Raw genomic sequence first — 15,079 nt, 5'->3', positions numbered from 1 at the left:
GGCGGTCAATTCACGTTGTGTCGGCTGGCCTGCTGCACGCCTTACAAAGCGCTAGCCCCGTCAGCCAAGCCGTCGCCATCGCTATCACTCAGCCGCACGTTCCACTTGCCGTCGCCGTCGGTGTCGACGTATCCGGTGATGCCATCCTCATCCGTGCAGATCACCCGATCGGCCACCCCGTCGCCGTCGATATCAAAGAGTCGGTCGTTGTCGCCACCGTGGCCGTCGAAGTCGACCAGCGGGCCGCCGGTGTGCTCGACGCCGTCGAGCCCGAACCACCGCAGTTGTCGGCCCTGCTCCGTGGCCACGCCCCACGTCCCGGATCCGTCGTCGGTGAAGTACGCCTCAGGAGTGCCATCGTTATCGAGGTCGACCACCGCGTGATCGGCGATGCCGTCACCGTCGAGGTCCGCGAGCGCGTCGTCATGCAAGCCGTCGCCGTCGAGATCCAGGCCGAAGGCATCGAACCGGCCGTCGCCGTCCAGGTCGAGGTCCAAGTCGTGGTGAAAGATATCCGCCGTGCCATCGTCGGCACCCATGCAATAGTCCACGAAAGATCAGACGGCACAACGCCGTTACTGGTTCCCCCGCGAGTGCCACCAGCTCAGCAGTTCCGCGCTGGCCTCCTCGGACGTCAACGGCCCGCGCTCCAATCGCAACTCTTTGAGGAAGCGCCACGCCTCGCCGACTTGCGGGCCGGCCGGGATGTCGAGCAGCTTCATGATCTGGTTGCCGTCCAGGTCGGGACGCACGCGCGCTAGATCCTCCTGGGCGGCCAGCTCGGCGATCCGCGCCTCCAGCCGGTCATAGCTGGCCTGCAACCGGGCGGCCCGGCGCTTGTTGCGGGTGGTGCAGTCGGCCCGCACCAGCTTGTGCAACCGCGACAGCAGAGGCCCGGCGTCGGTGACGTAGCGACGCACCGCGGAATCGGTCCACTTGCCCTCGCCGTAACCGTGGAACCGCAGATGGAGGTACACCAGCTGCGAGACGTCCTCGACCATCTGCTTGGAATACTTCAACGCCCGCAACCGCTTTCGGGCCATCTTCGCGCCGACCACCTCGTGGTGGTGGAAGCTCACGCCGCCGTTGGCTTCGTGCCGCCGGGTCGAGGGCTTGCCGATGTCATGCAGCAGCGCGGCCCAGCGCAGCACCAGATCCGGACCGTCGTCTTCCAGCGCGATCGCCTGCCGCAGCACCGTCAGCGAATGCTGATACACATCCTTGTGCTGGTGATGTTCGTCGATGGCCATCTGCATGCCGCCGACCTCGGGCAGCACCACCGCGCCCATCCCGGTCTGCACCAGCAGGTCGATGCCGGACACCGGGTCGTCGCCGAGGAGCAGCTTGTCCAATTCGGCGGCCACCCGTTCGGCGCTGATCCGTGCCAGCTCGGGGGCCATCGCCTCGATCGCGTCGCGCACCCGCGGCGCGACGGCGAAGCCGAGCTGCGAGACGAACCGCGCGGCACGCAGCATCCGCAGCGGGTCGTCGCCGAAAGACACCTCCGGTGCGGCCGGGGTGTCGAGCACCCGATCGCGCAGGGCCGCCAAACCGCCGAGCGGATCGAGGAATTCGCCCGGCCCGTCCGGCGTGATACGGACGGCCATCGCGTTCGCGGTGAAATCGCGGCGCACCAGATCGTCCTCGAGGCGCTCGCCGTACTGCACCGCGGGTTTGCGCGACACCTGGTCGTAGGCGTCGGCGCGAAACGTGGTGATCTCCAGGCGGTGTTCGCCCTTGCCGATCCCGACGGTGCCGAACTCAATGCCGGTGTCCCACAAGTGGTCGGCCCAGCGCCGCAAGATCTGTTGCACCTGCTCGGGGCGGGCGTCGGTGGTGAAGTCCAAGTCGGGGCTCAGCCTGCCCAGCACCGCATCTCGCACGGAACCTCCGACGAGGTACAGCTGGTTGCCCGCGGCCTGGAACGCCGAACCCAGCTCGCGCAGCATCGGCGCGTGTTGGTTCAGGGCAACTGCGGCGGCGGCAAGCAGTTCCACATCGGCTTCGGGCACGTTCGATCAGCCTAGTAGGCGGGAACAGGAGACGACGGCCCCGCGCCATCGCAGGCCCGTCAGCGGCGAGTATGTCCTGGGAGACGATGTCGTGCCAGCTACTATCGCTTGGGTGTCGGACGGCGAACAACGCAAGCCACGTCGACGCCGGGGGCGGCGGCGCGGTCGTGGCGCTGCAAGTTCGACCGAGAACCAGACGAACGGCCAAGCGCCCGCCGACTCGACGGCGACGAAATCGCGCCGATCCCGTTCGTCTCGCCGCGGACCGGACCGGCTGCGCACCGTGCACGAAACCTCCGCCGGCGGACTCGTCATCGACGGCCTCGACGGCCCGCGCGACTCCCAGGTCGCCGTGCTGATCGGCCGCGTCGATCGGCGCGGGCGGATGCTGTGGTCGCTGCCCAAGGGGCACATCGAACTGGGCGAGACCGCCGAACAGACCGCTATAAGAGAGGTCGCCGAAGAGACCGGCATCCGGGGCAGCGTGCTGGCAGCGCTGGGACGCATCGACTATTGGTTCGTCACCGACGACCGCCGGGTGCACAAGACCGTGCACCACTATCTGATGCGCTTCTCCGGTGGCGAGTTGTCCGACGAGGACCTCGAGGTGGCCGAGGTGGCCTGGGTGCCGATCCATGAGCTGCCGTCGAAGCTGGCCTACGCCGACGAACGCAGACTGGCCCGCGTGGCCGACGAACTGATCGACAAGCTGCAGAGCGACGGTCCGGCCGCCCTGCCGCCGCTGCCGCCCATGTCTCCGCGGCGCCGCCCGCAAACACACTCGCGCACCCGGCATGCCGACAAGCCGGACACCAGCCGCAAGAACGGCCACGGGCCCGGGCCGTGACGCGATCCCGACTGTGCTTGTTGCGCCTCGCGGCGGTGATCGGCATCGTGGCCGGCTTCGCGATGCTCACCGGGCCCGTCATGCCGCCCGCCGCCGCGGGCGAACCCGGCGTGACCCCGTTCGTCCGGGTCCGCATCGACCAAGTCACCCCGGACGTGGTCACCACCACCAGCCCACCCGTCGTCACCGTCAGCGGCATGGTGACCAACATCGGCGACCGCCCCGTCCGCGACGTGATGGTCCGGCTCGAGCACGCCGGCGCGGTCACCGCGTCGGCCGGCCTGCGGACCACCCTCGACGGCGACACCGACCAATACCAACCGGCGGCCGACTTCCTCACGGTCGCTCCCGAACTCCAGCGCGGGCAGGAAGTCGGCTTCACGCTCTCGGCGCCGCTGCGGTCGCTGACCAAGCAATCGTTGGGGATCGACAAACCCGGCATCTACCCGGTCCTGGTCAACGTCAACGGCACACCCGACTACGGCGCCCCCGCCCGGCTCGACAATGCGCGATTCCTGCTTCCTGCGGTCGGGGTGCCGCCCGACCAGGGCGCCGATCTGGCCTCGGCCGTCGCGCCCGACACCTCCAAACCCGTGTGGCTCACCATGCTGTGGCCGCTGGCCGACCGGCCCCGGCTGGCCCCCGGCGTGCCCGGCGGGACCATCCCGGTGCGCCTGGTCGACGACGACCTTGCCACCTCTCTCGCGGGTGGCGGCCGGCTGGACATCCTGCTGTCCGCGGCCGAGGTCGCCACCAGCCACGACGTCGACCCTGACGGCGCCGTCGACCGGGCGCTGTGCCTGGCCGTCGACCCCGACCTGCTTGTCATGGTCAACGCCATGACCGCCGGCTACGTGGTGTCCGACTCGCCCGAGGGCCCAGCCCAACTGCCGGGCACCCCAACCCATCCAGGCGGCGGGCAAGCGGCCGCGACCGAGTGGCTCAACCGGTTGCGCGCACTGGCCCACCGCACCTGTGTCGTGCCCCTCCCTTACGCCCAGGCCGACCTGGACGCGCTGCAACGGGTCAACGACCGCGGGCTGAGCGCCGCCGCCACCACCGCCGTCAACAGCATCGTCGACCGCATCCTGGACGTGCCCTCCGCGCGCGGCGCCACGCCGCTGCTCGACGGCCCGTTGACCAACCGCGCGGTCAACCTGCTCGGCGCCAACGAAAGCACCGTCGCCATCGCCGCCGCCGACTGGTCCGCCGACGCGCAGGGAACCTCCGACGCCGCCGTCGACACCGCGCCGCGGCGGCTGTCCCCGCAAGTGGTGGTCGCCCCGTTCGACCCCGCGGTGGGCGCCGCGCTGGCCGGCGCGGGAAGCTCCCCCACCGTCCCCACCTACCTGGACCCCTCGCTGACCGTGCGGCTCGCGCACGACTCGGCGACCGCGCGCCGCCAGGACGCCCTGGGCTCCATGTTCTGGCACGCCTTGCGCCACGACGACGCACCGCGCACCCAGCTTCTCGTCCCACCGGCGACGTGGAACCTGCAGGGCGACGACGCCCATATCATCCTGACGGCGCTCACCACCGCCATCCGGTCCGGCCTGGCGGTACCGCGACCGCTGCCGGCGGTCATCGCCGAGGCCAACCTGGCGGGACAAAACCACGCCGATCAGCCCGCAACGGTGGGCGCCTTCACCTCCGCCCGCGGACGGTTCGGCGACGACGTCACGGGCGCCATCGCGGGCCAGGTCGGCCGGCTGTGGGGCCTGACGTCGGCGCTGAGCACCGACGAGCGCACCGGGCTGACCGGCATCCAGTACACCGCCCCGCTGCGCGAAGACATGCTGCGCGCGCTGAGCCAATCCGAGCCGCCCGATACCCGCAACGGGATGGCCCAGCAACGCCTTGGCGTCGTCGGCAAGACCATCAACGACCTCTTCGGCGCGGTGACCATCGTCAACCCGGGCGGCTCCTACACCCTGGCCACCGAGCACAGCCCCCTGCCGCTGGCGCTGCACAACGGTCTGGCCGTTCCCATCCGCGTGCGCCTGCAGGTCGACGCCCCGCCCGGGATGACCGTCACCGACGTCGGCCAGATCGAGCTGCCGCCGGGGTACCTACCGCTGCGGGTGCCGATCGAGGTGAACTTCACCCAGCGGGTCGCCATCGACGTGACGCTGCGAACACCCGACGGCATGCGGCTGGGCGAACCGGTGCGCCTGTCGGTGCATTCCAACGCCTACGGCAAGGTGCTGTTCGCGATCACCATGACGGCCGCGGCGGTGCTGGTGCTGCTGGCCGGGCGCCGCCTGTGGCACCGCTTCCGCGGCCAGCCCGACCGGGCCGACCTGGACCGGCCCGACCCCCCCGGCGCCGGCTCAGCGGGCCCGCACGCCGAGGCCGGCGATCGGGTCGAACACGAGCACCGAGTATGAAGCCCGCCCACCGGCAGGCCGCACCACCACACCAACGCCTGCCCCAGCCGCAGCGCCGGCCGCGGGTCCCGGGCTCGCCGCCGACGGGTCCCCTGCCGCCCGTCCCCGCGGGCGTCGATCGCCGGCGGCCCGAACTGTCCGACGCCGCGCTGGTGTCGCGGTCGTGGGCGATGGCCTTCGCCACGCTGGTCAGCCGGCTCACCGGGTTCGCCCGGGTCGTGCTCCTGGCGGCGATCCTCGGCGCCGCGCTGTCCAGCGCGTTCTCGGTGGCCAACCAGTTGCCCAATCTGGTGGCCGCGCTGGTGCTGGAGGCGACCTTCACCGCCATCTTCGTGCCCGTGCTGGCCCGCGCCGAGCAGAGCGACCCCGACGGCGGCGCGGCATTCGTGCGTCGCCTGGTCACGCTGACGACCGCGCTGCTGCTGGTGGCCACCGTGTTGTCGGTGGTCGCCGCGCCGCTGCTGGTGCGGCTCATGCTCGGCCGCGACCCGCAGGTCAACGAGCCGCTGACCACCGCCTTCGCCTATCTGCTGCTCCCCCAGGTGCTCGCCTACGGACTCACGTCGGTGTTCATGGCGATCCTGAACACCCGCAACGTCTTCGGGCCGACGGCCTGGGCGCCGGTGGTCAACAACGTCGTCGCCCTCGCGACCCTGGCGGTGTACGCGGCCGTCCCCGGGGAGCTGTCCGTCGACCCCGTCCGGATGGGCAACACCAAGCTGCTGGTCCTCAGTATCGGCACCACGCTGGGCGTCTTCGCGCAAACCGCCGTCCTGCTGGTGGCGCTGCGCCGACAACGCGTCGACCTGCGCCCCCTGTGGGGAATCGACGACCGCCTCAAGCGCTTCGGCACCATGGCCGCCGCGATGGTGCTCTACGTGTTGATCAGCCAGCTCGGTCTGGTGGTCGGCAACCAGATCGCCAGCACGGCGGCCGCCTCAGGCCCGGCGATCTACAACTACACCTGGCTGGTCCTCATGCTGCCGTTCGGGATGATCGGCGTCACCGTGCTGACCGTGGTCATGCCGCGGTTGAGCCGCAACGCCGCCGCCGACGACACTGCGGCCGTGCTCGCCGATTTGTCGCTGGCCACCCGACTGACGCTCATCACGTTGATCCCGATCGTCGCCTTCATGACCGTCGGCGGTCCGGCGATCGGCAGCGCGTTGTTCGCCTATGGCCACTTCGGCGGGGTCGACGCCGGGTACCTGGGCGCCGCAATCGCCCTGTCGGCCTTCACGCTGATCCCCTACGGCCTGGTGCTGCTCCAGCTGCGCGTCTTCTACGCGCGCGAGCAGCCCTGGACGCCGATCGTGATCATCCTCGTCATCACGGCCGTCAAGATCGTCGGATCCGTGCTGGCACCTCACGTCACCCACGACCCCAAGCTGGTGGCCGGTTATCTCGGGCTGGCGAACGGCCTCGGCTTTCTGGCGGGCGCGGTCATCGGGTACCTCCTCTTGCGGCACACCCTGCTGCCAACCGGCGGCCACCTGATCGGCAGCGGTGAGCTGCGCACCATCCTGGTGACGATCACCGCCTCGATGCTGGCCGGATTGCTGGCCCACGTGGCCGACCGGCTGCTGCGGCTCGGCCTGCTGACCGCGCACGGCGGCGGCGCCGGCTCGCTGCTGCGCCTGCTCATCCTCGCGGTGATCATGCTGCCGATCATGGCCACGGTCATGCTCCGCGCACACGTCCCCGAGGCCCACGCGGCGCTGGAAGCCCTCAGCCGCCGCTTCGGCGCCCGGCTGCCGGTTCCCCGCAAACCGGTGACATCGGATCGATCGTCTCGCCGGCCCCCGGTCACGTACCCTGAGCAGAGGAATTCGTCCCCGCCTGGGGTAAATGCGGTCCAGGAGCCGATCCGGCGCAGACCTCCGGAGCGGGCAACCCCAGCCCGGATAGCGAAAGGACCGGAGGTGAGCGACCGCCCTGTCGAGAGCGCCGCGTCGGGTGCTGAGCTGCCACGACCGGTCGCCGACGACTTCCAGCCCGACATCCCCGCCGGCCGCGAGTCCGAGCCGTCGACGTCGCGCCCGTCCGACCAGCGCAATGGCGACGTTTCCCCCGCGTCGCGGCGCGGCCCCGCCCCGTTCGATGCGCCCCGCGACCGCGGGGCGGACCCGGGAGGGGACGACGTCCATCTGGTCCCCGGGGCCCGCATCGCGGGCGGCCGCTACCGACTGTTGGTCTTCCACGGCGGCGCCCCGCCCTTGCAGTTCTGGCAGGCGCTGGACACCGCGCTGGACCGGCAGGTCGCGCTGACCTTCGTCGACCCCGACGGGGCGTTGCCCGACGACGTGCTGCAGGAGATCCTGTCCCGCACGCTGCGGCTCAGCCGGATCGACAAGCCGGGCATCGCCCGGGTGCTCGACGTGGTCCACACCGGCCACGGCGGCCTGGTGGTTTCCGAGTGGGTGCGGGGCGGTTCGCTGCAGGAGGTGGCCGACACCGCGCCGTCGCCGGTCGGTGCCGTGCGGGCCATGCAGTCGTTGGCGGCGGCGGCCGACGCGGCCCACCGGGCCGGCGTCGCGCTGTCGATCGACCACCCGAGCCGGGTGCGCGTCAGCATCGAGGGCGACGTCGTGCTCGCTTACCCGGCGACCATGCCCGACGCCAACCCGCAGGGCGACATCCGCGGCATCGGTGCCGCGCTGTATGCCCTGCTGGTCAATCGCTGGCCGCTCGCGGAGTCGAGCGTGCGCAGCGGCCTCGCCCCGGCCGAGCGCGATTCGGCGGGTCAGCCGGTGGAACCGATGGCCATCGACCGCGAGATTCCCTTCCAGATTTCCGCCGTCGCGGTGCGCGCGGTTCAGGAGGATGGCGGGATACGCAGCGCCTCAACACTTTTGAACTTGCTGCAGCAAGCGACCGCGGTCGCCGACCGGACCGAGGTGCTGGGCCCCATCGACGATTCGCCCGCGCCGGCCACCGCCCGCGTCGCCGCGGATCAAGACGACGACGCGATCCTGGCGCGCCGGCGCCGCAACGTGCTGATCGGCGTCGGCGCGGCCGTCGTGGTGATCGTGGTGGCACTGTTGGTCCTGGCGTCGGTGGTGAGCAAGATCTTCGGCAACGTCGGCGGCGGCCTCAACAAGGACGAGCTGGGGCTGAACGGCCCCTCGTCGTCCACCTCGTCATCGTCCGCGCCGAGTTCCGCGGCCGCCGGCAGCATCGTCAAACCGACCAAGGCGACGGTCTACGCCCCCGACGGCGATGCCGACAACGCGGGCACGGCCGGCCAGGCCATCGACGGCGACCCGTCCACCGCCTGGGCGACCGAGGTCTACACCGACGCCGTGCCGTTCCCCAGCTTCAAGCAGGGCGAGGGGCTCATGCTGCAGCTGCCGAACCCCACGGTGGTCGGGCAGGTCTCCATCGACACGCCCAGCACCGGAACCAAGGTCGAGATCCGCTCGTCGACCACGGCGTCACCGGCCTCGCTGAACGACACCACCGTGCTGGCGCCGGCGTTCACGCTCAAGCCCGGCCACAACGTCATCCCGGTCCGGGCGGGCTCGCCCACATCCAACCTGCTGGTGTGGATCTCCACGCTGGGGACGACGAACGGCAAGAGCCAGGCCGGCTTCTTCGAGATCACGGTCCACGCCGCATCCTGACGCCGCTCACACGGCCACGCCGCGGTGAAGTGCCGGCCCGCGGCCGATTGGATACTGTCCGGCCGTGGGCTCCCGCGGAGACGATCAGCGCGAACGCAGCGACGCCGAGCTGCTGGCAGCCCACGTCGCCGGCGACCGCCACGCCTTCCGGGAGCTGTTCCTTCGCCACCACCGACAGCTGCACCGGCTGGCCCGGCTCACGACGCGCACCGCCGAAGACGCCGAGGACGCACTGCAGGATGCGATGCTCTCGGCGCATCGCGGCGCGGGCGCGTTCCGGCATGACGCGGCCGTCGGCAGCTGGCTGCATCGCATCGTCGTGAACGCCTGTCTGGACCGGTTGCGGCGCACCAAGGCCCACCCCACCGTCCCCCTCGAGGATGTCTTCCCCGTGCCCGACCGGACGGCCCAGGTAGAAACCGCGCTGGTGGTGCAGCGCGCCTTGATGCGGCTTCCGGTCGAGCAGCGGGCGGCCGTCGTGGCCGTCGACATGCAGGGGTACTCGGTCGCTGACACCGCCGCGCTGCTGGGCGTTGCCGAGGGCACGGTCAAAAGCCGGTGCGCGCGGGCCCGGGTGCGCCTCGCCGAGCTCCTCGGCTACCTCGAAGCCACCCCCGAGCCGGCCCCTCCCATGGCCGTCAAGCAGCGCATGACGGACACTGGGGCGGATGGATGAAGCCGACCACCCAGCCGACGAACCGCCCCTGACGGTCGAGCTTCTTGCCGACCTGCAGGCCGGCCTGCTGGACGACCAATCGGCGGCCCGTCTGCGTCAACGGGTCCGCAACGACCCGGAGGCGCAACGGATGCTGCAGGCTCTCAATCGGGTGCGCTGCGACGTCGCCACGCTTGGCGCCGACCCGCCGCCCGACGTCCCGACCGATATCACCGCCAGGATTTCGGCGGCGCTGGAATCCGCGGAGGCGGCCCCACCCGCCGGGCACTCGGCCCGGCCGCGGGCGCGGCCCGCGCGGATGGTCGCCGCGGTCGCCGGCGTCGCCGCGATCCTCGCGGCGGTCGGGGTGGGAACCGCCGCGCTGATCACCGCGCCCGAACCCGCCCCCAGCACTCAAGTCACCGCCGAGCACATCACGGTGTCCACCCCGCCCATGGTGATCCCGCTGTCGCAGGACGAGATCCGCGGCCTGCTTGGCCAAAGCCCGGATTACGGCCCGCTCGGCGACCCGGCCCGGCGGGCCTCGTGCCTCACCGGTCTCGGCTATCCGGCGGCCACGCAGGTGCTGGGCGCGCGCCAGGTCGAGATCAACGCCCGTCCTGGCGTCGTGTTGGTGCTGGCCGGTGACAGTCCCCACAGCCTGGCGGTCTACGCCGTCGCGCTCAACTGCAACGCCGCCGATACCGGATTGTTGGCCAACACCGAGATCCCCCGCCCTTAGTCTGGTGCATGGGTGTCTGACGCGCCGGGGAACAGCCGTGCCTACGCTGGCGTTGGTAGGGATCCAGGGACGATCAGTTTGGAAGGGTTCTATGACCACCGACACTGTGCACGACGTGATCATCATCGGTTCGGGGCCTGCCGGGTACACCGCCGCGTTGTACACGGCCCGGGCCCAGTTGGCACCGGTGGTGTTCGAGGGGATGTCGTTTGGTGGGGCCCTGATGACCACGACCGAGGTGGAGAACTTCCCCGGTTTCCGCGACGGCATCACCGGTCCGGAGTTGATGGATCAGATGCGCGAGCAGGCGCTGCGGTTCGGCGCCGACCTGCGGATGGAAGACGTCGAATCGGTATCGCTGGACGGGCCGGTGAAGTCGGTCACCACGGCCGAGGGCGAGACCGTCCGCGCCCGCTCGGTGATCTTGGCCATGGGCGCAGCGGCCCGCTATCTCGGCGTGCCCGGCGAGCAGGAGCTGCTGGGCCGCGGCGTGAGCTCGTGTGCGACCTGTGACGGATTCTTCTTCAAGGACCAAGACATCGCGGTCATCGGTGGCGGCGACTCGGCGATGGAGGAAGCCACCTTCCTGACCCGGTTCGCCCGCAGCGTCACCCTGGTGCACCGCCGCGACGAATTCCGCGCCTCGCGGATCATGCTCGAACGTGCCCGCGCGAACGAGAAGATCACGATCCTGACCAACAAGGCGGTGCTGGGGGTCGACGGCGATGAGACGGTGACGGGTTTGCGGATGCGCGACACCATCACCGGAGAGGAATCCACCCTGCCCGTCACAGGTGTCTTCGTGGCGATCGGGCACGACCCGCGCTCGGAGCTGGTGCGCGACGTCCTCGACACCGACCCCGACGGCTACGTCCTGGTCCAAGATCGCACCACCGCCACCTCGATCGAGGGCGTGTTCGCCGCCGGCGACCTGGTGGACCGCACCTACCGCCAGGCCATCACCGCCGCCGGCAGTGGCTGCTCGGCGGCCATCGACGCCGAACGCTGGCTGGCCGACCACGTCGAATCAAGTTCACCCGCCCAAAGCGACGCCACCGAATTTCCTGACAATACCGAGATGATTGGAGCACCTCAATGACCGACGCCCAAAAAGCCGGGGCCACAATCGAAGTCTCTGACGCATCCTTCTCCGCGGAGGTGCTGTCCAGCAACAAGCCTGTGCTGGTTGACTTTTGGGCGACGTGGTGCGGTCCGTGCAAGATGGTGGCACCGGTTCTCGAGGAGATCGCCAGCGAGCGGGCCGCGCAACTCACCGTCGCCAAGCTCGACGTGGACGCCAATCCGGTGACCGCACGCGACTTCCAGGTCGTGTCGATCCCGACGATGATCCTGTTCAAGGACGGCCAACCGGTCAAGCGGATCGTCGGCGCCAAAGGCAAGGCAGCCCTGCTGCGTGAGCTCTCGGACGCGGTTCCCAACCTCGGCTGATCGCGGGTTGAATTCGCCGCACCAGACCCCGCGTTCGGCCTGGGGTTTTCCCGAATCCCCGATGCGTCTGCGACAATAACGGTTAGCTATTGCCCAGATGCGAGCCTGTCAGTGTGTCCCGGAGGGCCTTTGGTATGTCGAGTCCGCGCCGTGAATACGGCGATGCGCTGCGCTGCGGGGACCGCAGCGCAGCTGTGACCGAAGTCCGGGCAACACTGGTGGCACTGGGGCTGCTGGAGGGCCCCGAGGACGCCCTCGCAACCGGCCGGCAGGTGCCCGCGGAGCTCTTCGACACCGAACTGGACCAAGCGGTGCGCGCCTTCCAGCAACACCGCGGCCTCCTGGTCGACGGCATCGTCGGCGAGGCCACGTACCGGGCGTTGAAGGAGGCGTCGTACCGGCTCGGGGCGCGCACCCTGTATCACCAATTCGGCGCCCCGCTCTACGGCGACGACGTCGCGACCTTGCAGGCCCGCCTGCAAGACCTCGGCTTCTACACCGGACTGGTCGACGGGCACTTCGGTTTGCAGACCCACAACGCGCTGATGTCATACCAGCGTGAGTACGGACTCGCCGCGGACGGAATCTGTGGACCAGAAACGTTGCGCTCCTTGTACTTTCTGAGCTCGCGCGTCACGGGCGGCTCACCACACGCGATTCGCGAGGAAGAACTAGTCCGCAGATCGGGCCCCAAGCTCTCGGGTAAGCGGATCATCATCGATCCCGGTCGCGGCGGCACCGACCGCGGTGAGCTCATGCACGGTCCCGCGGGGCCGATCAGCGAAGCGGATGTGTTGTGGGACTTGGCAAGCCGGCTCGAGGGGCGGATGACGGCGATCGGCATGGAAACCTTCCTGTCGCGGCCGGTCAACCGCAGCCCCTCCGACGCCGAACGCGCCGCCACCGCCAACAACGTCGGCGCGGACCTGATGATCAGCCTGCGCTGTGAGAACCAGCCCAGCCCCGCGGCCAACGGCGTCGCTTCCTTCCACTTCGGCAACTCGCACGGCTCGGTGTCCACGATCGGACGCAACCTGGCCGACTTCATTCAACGAGAAGTGGTGGCGCGCACCGGGTTACGGGATTGCCGCACGCACGGCCGGACGTGGGACCTGTTGCGGCTGACCCGCATGCCGACCGTGCAGGTTGACGTCGGCTACATCACCAACCCGCAGGACCGCGCGATGTTGATCTCGACGCAAACCCGCGACGCGATCGCCGAAGGCATCCTCGCCGCGGTCAAGCGGCTCTACCTCCTGGGCAAGAACGACCGCCCGACGGGCACATTCACCTTCGCCGAATTGCTGGCGCACGAACTGTCCGTGGAGCGGACCAGCCGGCTCGGCGGCTCCTAGCCGATTTCGGCGCCGCGCAACGTATTTCCCGCCACTGATCCGGCGCCGACCGGCTCTTGCAACTGCGCGTTCTCCAGCAGGCGTTCCAAAGCCGCTTCGACTTCGGCCTTCCAGCCCAAGCCTTTGTCCAACTCGAGCCGCAGCCGCGGGAAGTACGGGTGTGGCGCCACCACAACGAAACCCGCGTCCTGCAAGAACTCCGCGTCGATGACGCAGTGGTCCACCGAGCAGTCTCCGACGGCCTCCAACACCGGCCGCACATCCGGGCTCGCCGCCAGCGGGTCTTGCAATTCCGAAGCCGCCGGCGTGCGACCGAACGCTTCCAGCGCCCGGACTCCGCGCCGGACCAGCTCGTCGATCACCCGGGCGAGCAGACCGTGCGGCAGGTCGTCGGTGGCCTGCCCGGGCTCGATGCCCATCGACGTCAGCAGCACCGCATCCGCGGATACCGGCGCGGTGGGAAATCGCTGCGCCCGGGGCACCGCCCGCGGCGGCGCGTAGAAGACATAGCCCAGGCAGGGCGGCTCGCTCTGGCTCCGCTCGTCCACCGGCGCGGTCGCGACCTGGCCGCACGAGCCCCACTCCAGCATGACCATCGACAGCCAGGCTTCCTTTTCGAATTCCGGGTCGGCAAGGTGGTCCTGGTTACCGAGGGTTGCCGGATCGACCTCCCAATACACGCAGCGGCGGGCATGCTTGGGAAGCTGTTCGAAGGCCTCGAGGCGCAACGGGATGATTCGGGCGGACACTAGCCTCCTGGCTCCTGTGCGGTACTGCAGCCAATGGCACCGGCAACCCCTCCAGGATAAGAGAGCGGGTCGCAATCGGGCCAGCTTTGCCGCCGAGGCGCCGATCACCGCACCGGACAATCGGCGCGTTACGCTCCCCGCCGGTTCGTTACCGAAAATCCTTAGAACGCATGCGCTTTCGTGATTCCAGGGCGGGCGGATGCCGGTCGTTGCGCTCCCGTAACCGCTCCGGTGTCACAGTGACGTAATTACACGGTATGGCGGTTCAGGCCTGCGTCGCCGTCATCATGTCGATAATTCGCTGCAAATCGTCCACGGAGCCGAACTCCACCACGATCTTCCCTTTGCGCTTGCCCAAGCTCACCGTCACCCGCGTGTCGAAGGCGTTGGACAGCCGCTCGGCGACCTCCTGCAGCCCCGGCATCTGGATCGGCTTGCGCCGCTGGGGCGCCGGGGCGGCTGTGCCGGCACGGTTGGCCAGCGTCACCGCCTCCTCGGTCGCCCGCACCGACAGTCCCTCGGCGACGATCCGGCCGGCGAGTTCCTCTTGCGCTTCGGGCCCGGCTTCCAGCGACAGGAGGGCGCGGGCATGGCCGGCCGACAGCACGCCTGCCGCCACCCGCCGCTGCACGGGGATCGGCAGCTTGAGCAACCGGATCATGTTGGTGATCAACGGCCGCGAGCGGCCGATGCGCGACGCGAGTTCATCGTGGGTGACGCCGAATTCGTCGAGCAACTGCTGGTATGCCGCCGCCTCTTCCAAAGGGTTCAGCTGCACCCGGTGGATGTTCTCCAGGAGGGCGTCGCGTAAGAGGTTGTCGTCACCGGTCTCGCGCACGATCGTGGGGATGGTGGCGAGCCCCGCTTCTTGAGCCGCGCGCCAGCGCCGCTCCCCCATCACGATCTGATACCGCGGCCCGGTCTTGGCCCCGGGAACCGCGCGCACCACGATCGGCTGCAGCAGTCCGAATTCGCGGATGGAGTGCACCAACTCGGACAGCGCCTCGTCGTCGAACACCTGCCGCGGCTGGCGCGGATTGGGCTCGATGTCGGCCGGTGCGATTTCGCGATACACCGCCCCTGCCGGGGCCAGATCCGGTCCCGGTCCCCCGATCAAGACATCCGCTGCAGCGTCACCCATCCGCGGGCCGAGCGTCGCGGGACCCGAGTCTCCCTCGGCGGGACCGGTCGGGATCAGCGAGGCCAGGCCCCGGCCGAGGCCGCCCTTCTTGCGTAATGGCTGCGTCATGGTCGTCCCTT

General features: G+C 69.8%; 12 protein-coding genes. 8 read left to right on the top strand and 4 right to left on the bottom strand.

The genetic code is table 11. The features are described from left to right. Nucleotides 1-41 precede the first annotated feature (41 nt). Complete coding sequence (locus AWC03_RS04520; RefSeq protein WP_085239321.1) at nucleotides 42-551, bottom strand: pullulanase; 510 nt, start codon at nucleotides 549-551, stop codon at nucleotides 42-44. 24 nt (nucleotides 552-575) lie between these two features. After that, on the bottom strand, nucleotides 576-2,012 hold the full coding sequence (locus tag AWC03_RS04515) for a CCA tRNA nucleotidyltransferase (RefSeq protein WP_085239320.1): 1,437 nt from the start codon (nucleotides 2,010-2,012) through the stop codon (nucleotides 576-578). A gap of 112 nt (nucleotides 2,013-2,124) precedes the next feature. Here AWC03_RS04515 and AWC03_RS04510 point away from each other — a divergent pair, with 112 nt between their 5' ends. From AWC03_RS04510 to AWC03_RS04475, 8 genes are all read left to right on the top strand, one after another. Next, entirely contained in the window at nucleotides 2,125-2,859 is a 735-nt protein-coding gene (locus AWC03_RS04510; protein WP_085239319.1) for an NUDIX hydrolase, read from the top strand. After that, the gene (locus tag AWC03_RS04505) at nucleotides 2,856-5,246 is read left to right on the top strand and encodes a hypothetical protein (RefSeq protein ID WP_211279207.1); all 2,391 of its coding nucleotides are present in this window, start codon (nucleotides 2,856-2,858) and stop codon (nucleotides 5,244-5,246) included. Before AWC03_RS04510 ends, AWC03_RS04505 begins: the two co-directional genes overlap by 4 nt. Beyond that, the gene (locus AWC03_RS04500) at nucleotides 5,243-8,869 is read left to right on the top strand and encodes a lipid II flippase MurJ (RefSeq protein ID WP_085239318.1); all 3,627 of its coding nucleotides are present in this window, start codon (nucleotides 5,243-5,245) and stop codon (nucleotides 8,867-8,869) included. Before AWC03_RS04505 ends, AWC03_RS04500 begins: the two co-directional genes overlap by 4 nt. 64 nt (nucleotides 8,870-8,933) lie before the next feature. Further along, nucleotides 8,934-9,545, top strand: coding sequence for an RNA polymerase sigma factor SigM (gene sigM, locus AWC03_RS04495; protein WP_085239317.1), 612 nt, complete (start codon nucleotides 8,934-8,936; stop codon nucleotides 9,543-9,545). Beyond that, on the top strand, nucleotides 9,538-10,266 hold the full coding sequence (locus AWC03_RS04490; RefSeq protein WP_085239316.1) for a hypothetical protein: 729 nt from the start codon (nucleotides 9,538-9,540) through the stop codon (nucleotides 10,264-10,266). Before sigM ends, AWC03_RS04490 begins: the two co-directional genes overlap by 8 nt. A 91-nt stretch (nucleotides 10,267-10,357) precedes the next feature. Next, nucleotides 10,358-11,365: a thioredoxin-disulfide reductase gene (gene trxB / locus AWC03_RS04485; RefSeq protein ID WP_085239315.1), complete on the top strand. Its 1,008-nt coding sequence runs from the start codon at nucleotides 10,358-10,360 to the stop codon at nucleotides 11,363-11,365. Beyond that, nucleotides 11,362-11,715, top strand: coding sequence for a thioredoxin (trxA, locus tag AWC03_RS04480; RefSeq protein WP_085239314.1), 354 nt, complete (start codon nucleotides 11,362-11,364; stop codon nucleotides 11,713-11,715). The genes trxB and trxA overlap by 4 nt, the downstream gene beginning before the upstream one ends. Nucleotides 11,716-11,849: 134 nt before the next feature. Next, nucleotides 11,850-13,070: an N-acetylmuramoyl-L-alanine amidase gene (locus AWC03_RS04475; RefSeq protein ID WP_085239313.1), complete on the top strand. Its 1,221-nt coding sequence runs from the start codon at nucleotides 11,850-11,852 to the stop codon at nucleotides 13,068-13,070. Here AWC03_RS04475 and AWC03_RS04470 read toward each other — a convergent pair. Then, nucleotides 13,067-13,819, bottom strand: coding sequence for an acetyltransferase (locus tag AWC03_RS04470; RefSeq protein ID WP_085239312.1), 753 nt, complete (start codon nucleotides 13,817-13,819; stop codon nucleotides 13,067-13,069). The genes AWC03_RS04475 and AWC03_RS04470 overlap by 4 nt on opposite strands. Nucleotides 13,820-14,084: 265 nt before the next feature. Then, the gene (locus AWC03_RS04465) at nucleotides 14,085-15,068 is read right to left on the bottom strand and encodes a ParB/RepB/Spo0J family partition protein (protein WP_085239311.1); all 984 of its coding nucleotides are present in this window, start codon (nucleotides 15,066-15,068) and stop codon (nucleotides 14,085-14,087) included. Nucleotides 15,069-15,079 lie beyond the last annotated feature (11 nt).

The organism is Mycobacterium europaeum (genome assembly GCF_002102155.1).
Taxonomy (GTDB): Bacteria; Actinomycetota; Actinomycetes; order Mycobacteriales; family Mycobacteriaceae; genus Mycobacterium; species Mycobacterium europaeum.
The sequence above is the reverse complement of the archived record's forward strand: the minus strand, read 5'-3'. Positions and strand labels throughout refer to the sequence as shown.

Bases quoted from the DNA above. Each gene is read 5' to 3' on its own strand.
- AWC03_RS04475 (WP_085239313.1), top strand. From the start codon at position 11,850: ATGTCGAGTCCGCGCCGTGAATACGGCGATGCGCTGCGCTGCGGGGAC.
- AWC03_RS04500 (WP_085239318.1), top strand. From the start codon at position 5,243: ATGAAGCCCGCCCACCGGCAGGCCGCACCACCACACCAACGCCTGCCC.
- trxA (WP_085239314.1), top strand. From the start codon at position 11,362: ATGACCGACGCCCAAAAAGCCGGGGCCACAATCGAAGTCTCTGACGCA.
- AWC03_RS04490 (WP_085239316.1), top strand. From the start codon at position 9,538: ATGGATGAAGCCGACCACCCAGCCGACGAACCGCCCCTGACGGTCGAG.
- AWC03_RS04465 (WP_085239311.1), bottom strand. From the start codon at position 15,068: ATGACGCAGCCATTACGCAAGAAGGGCGGCCTCGGCCGGGGCCTGGCC.
- trxB (WP_085239315.1), top strand. From the start codon at position 10,358: ATGACCACCGACACTGTGCACGACGTGATCATCATCGGTTCGGGGCCT.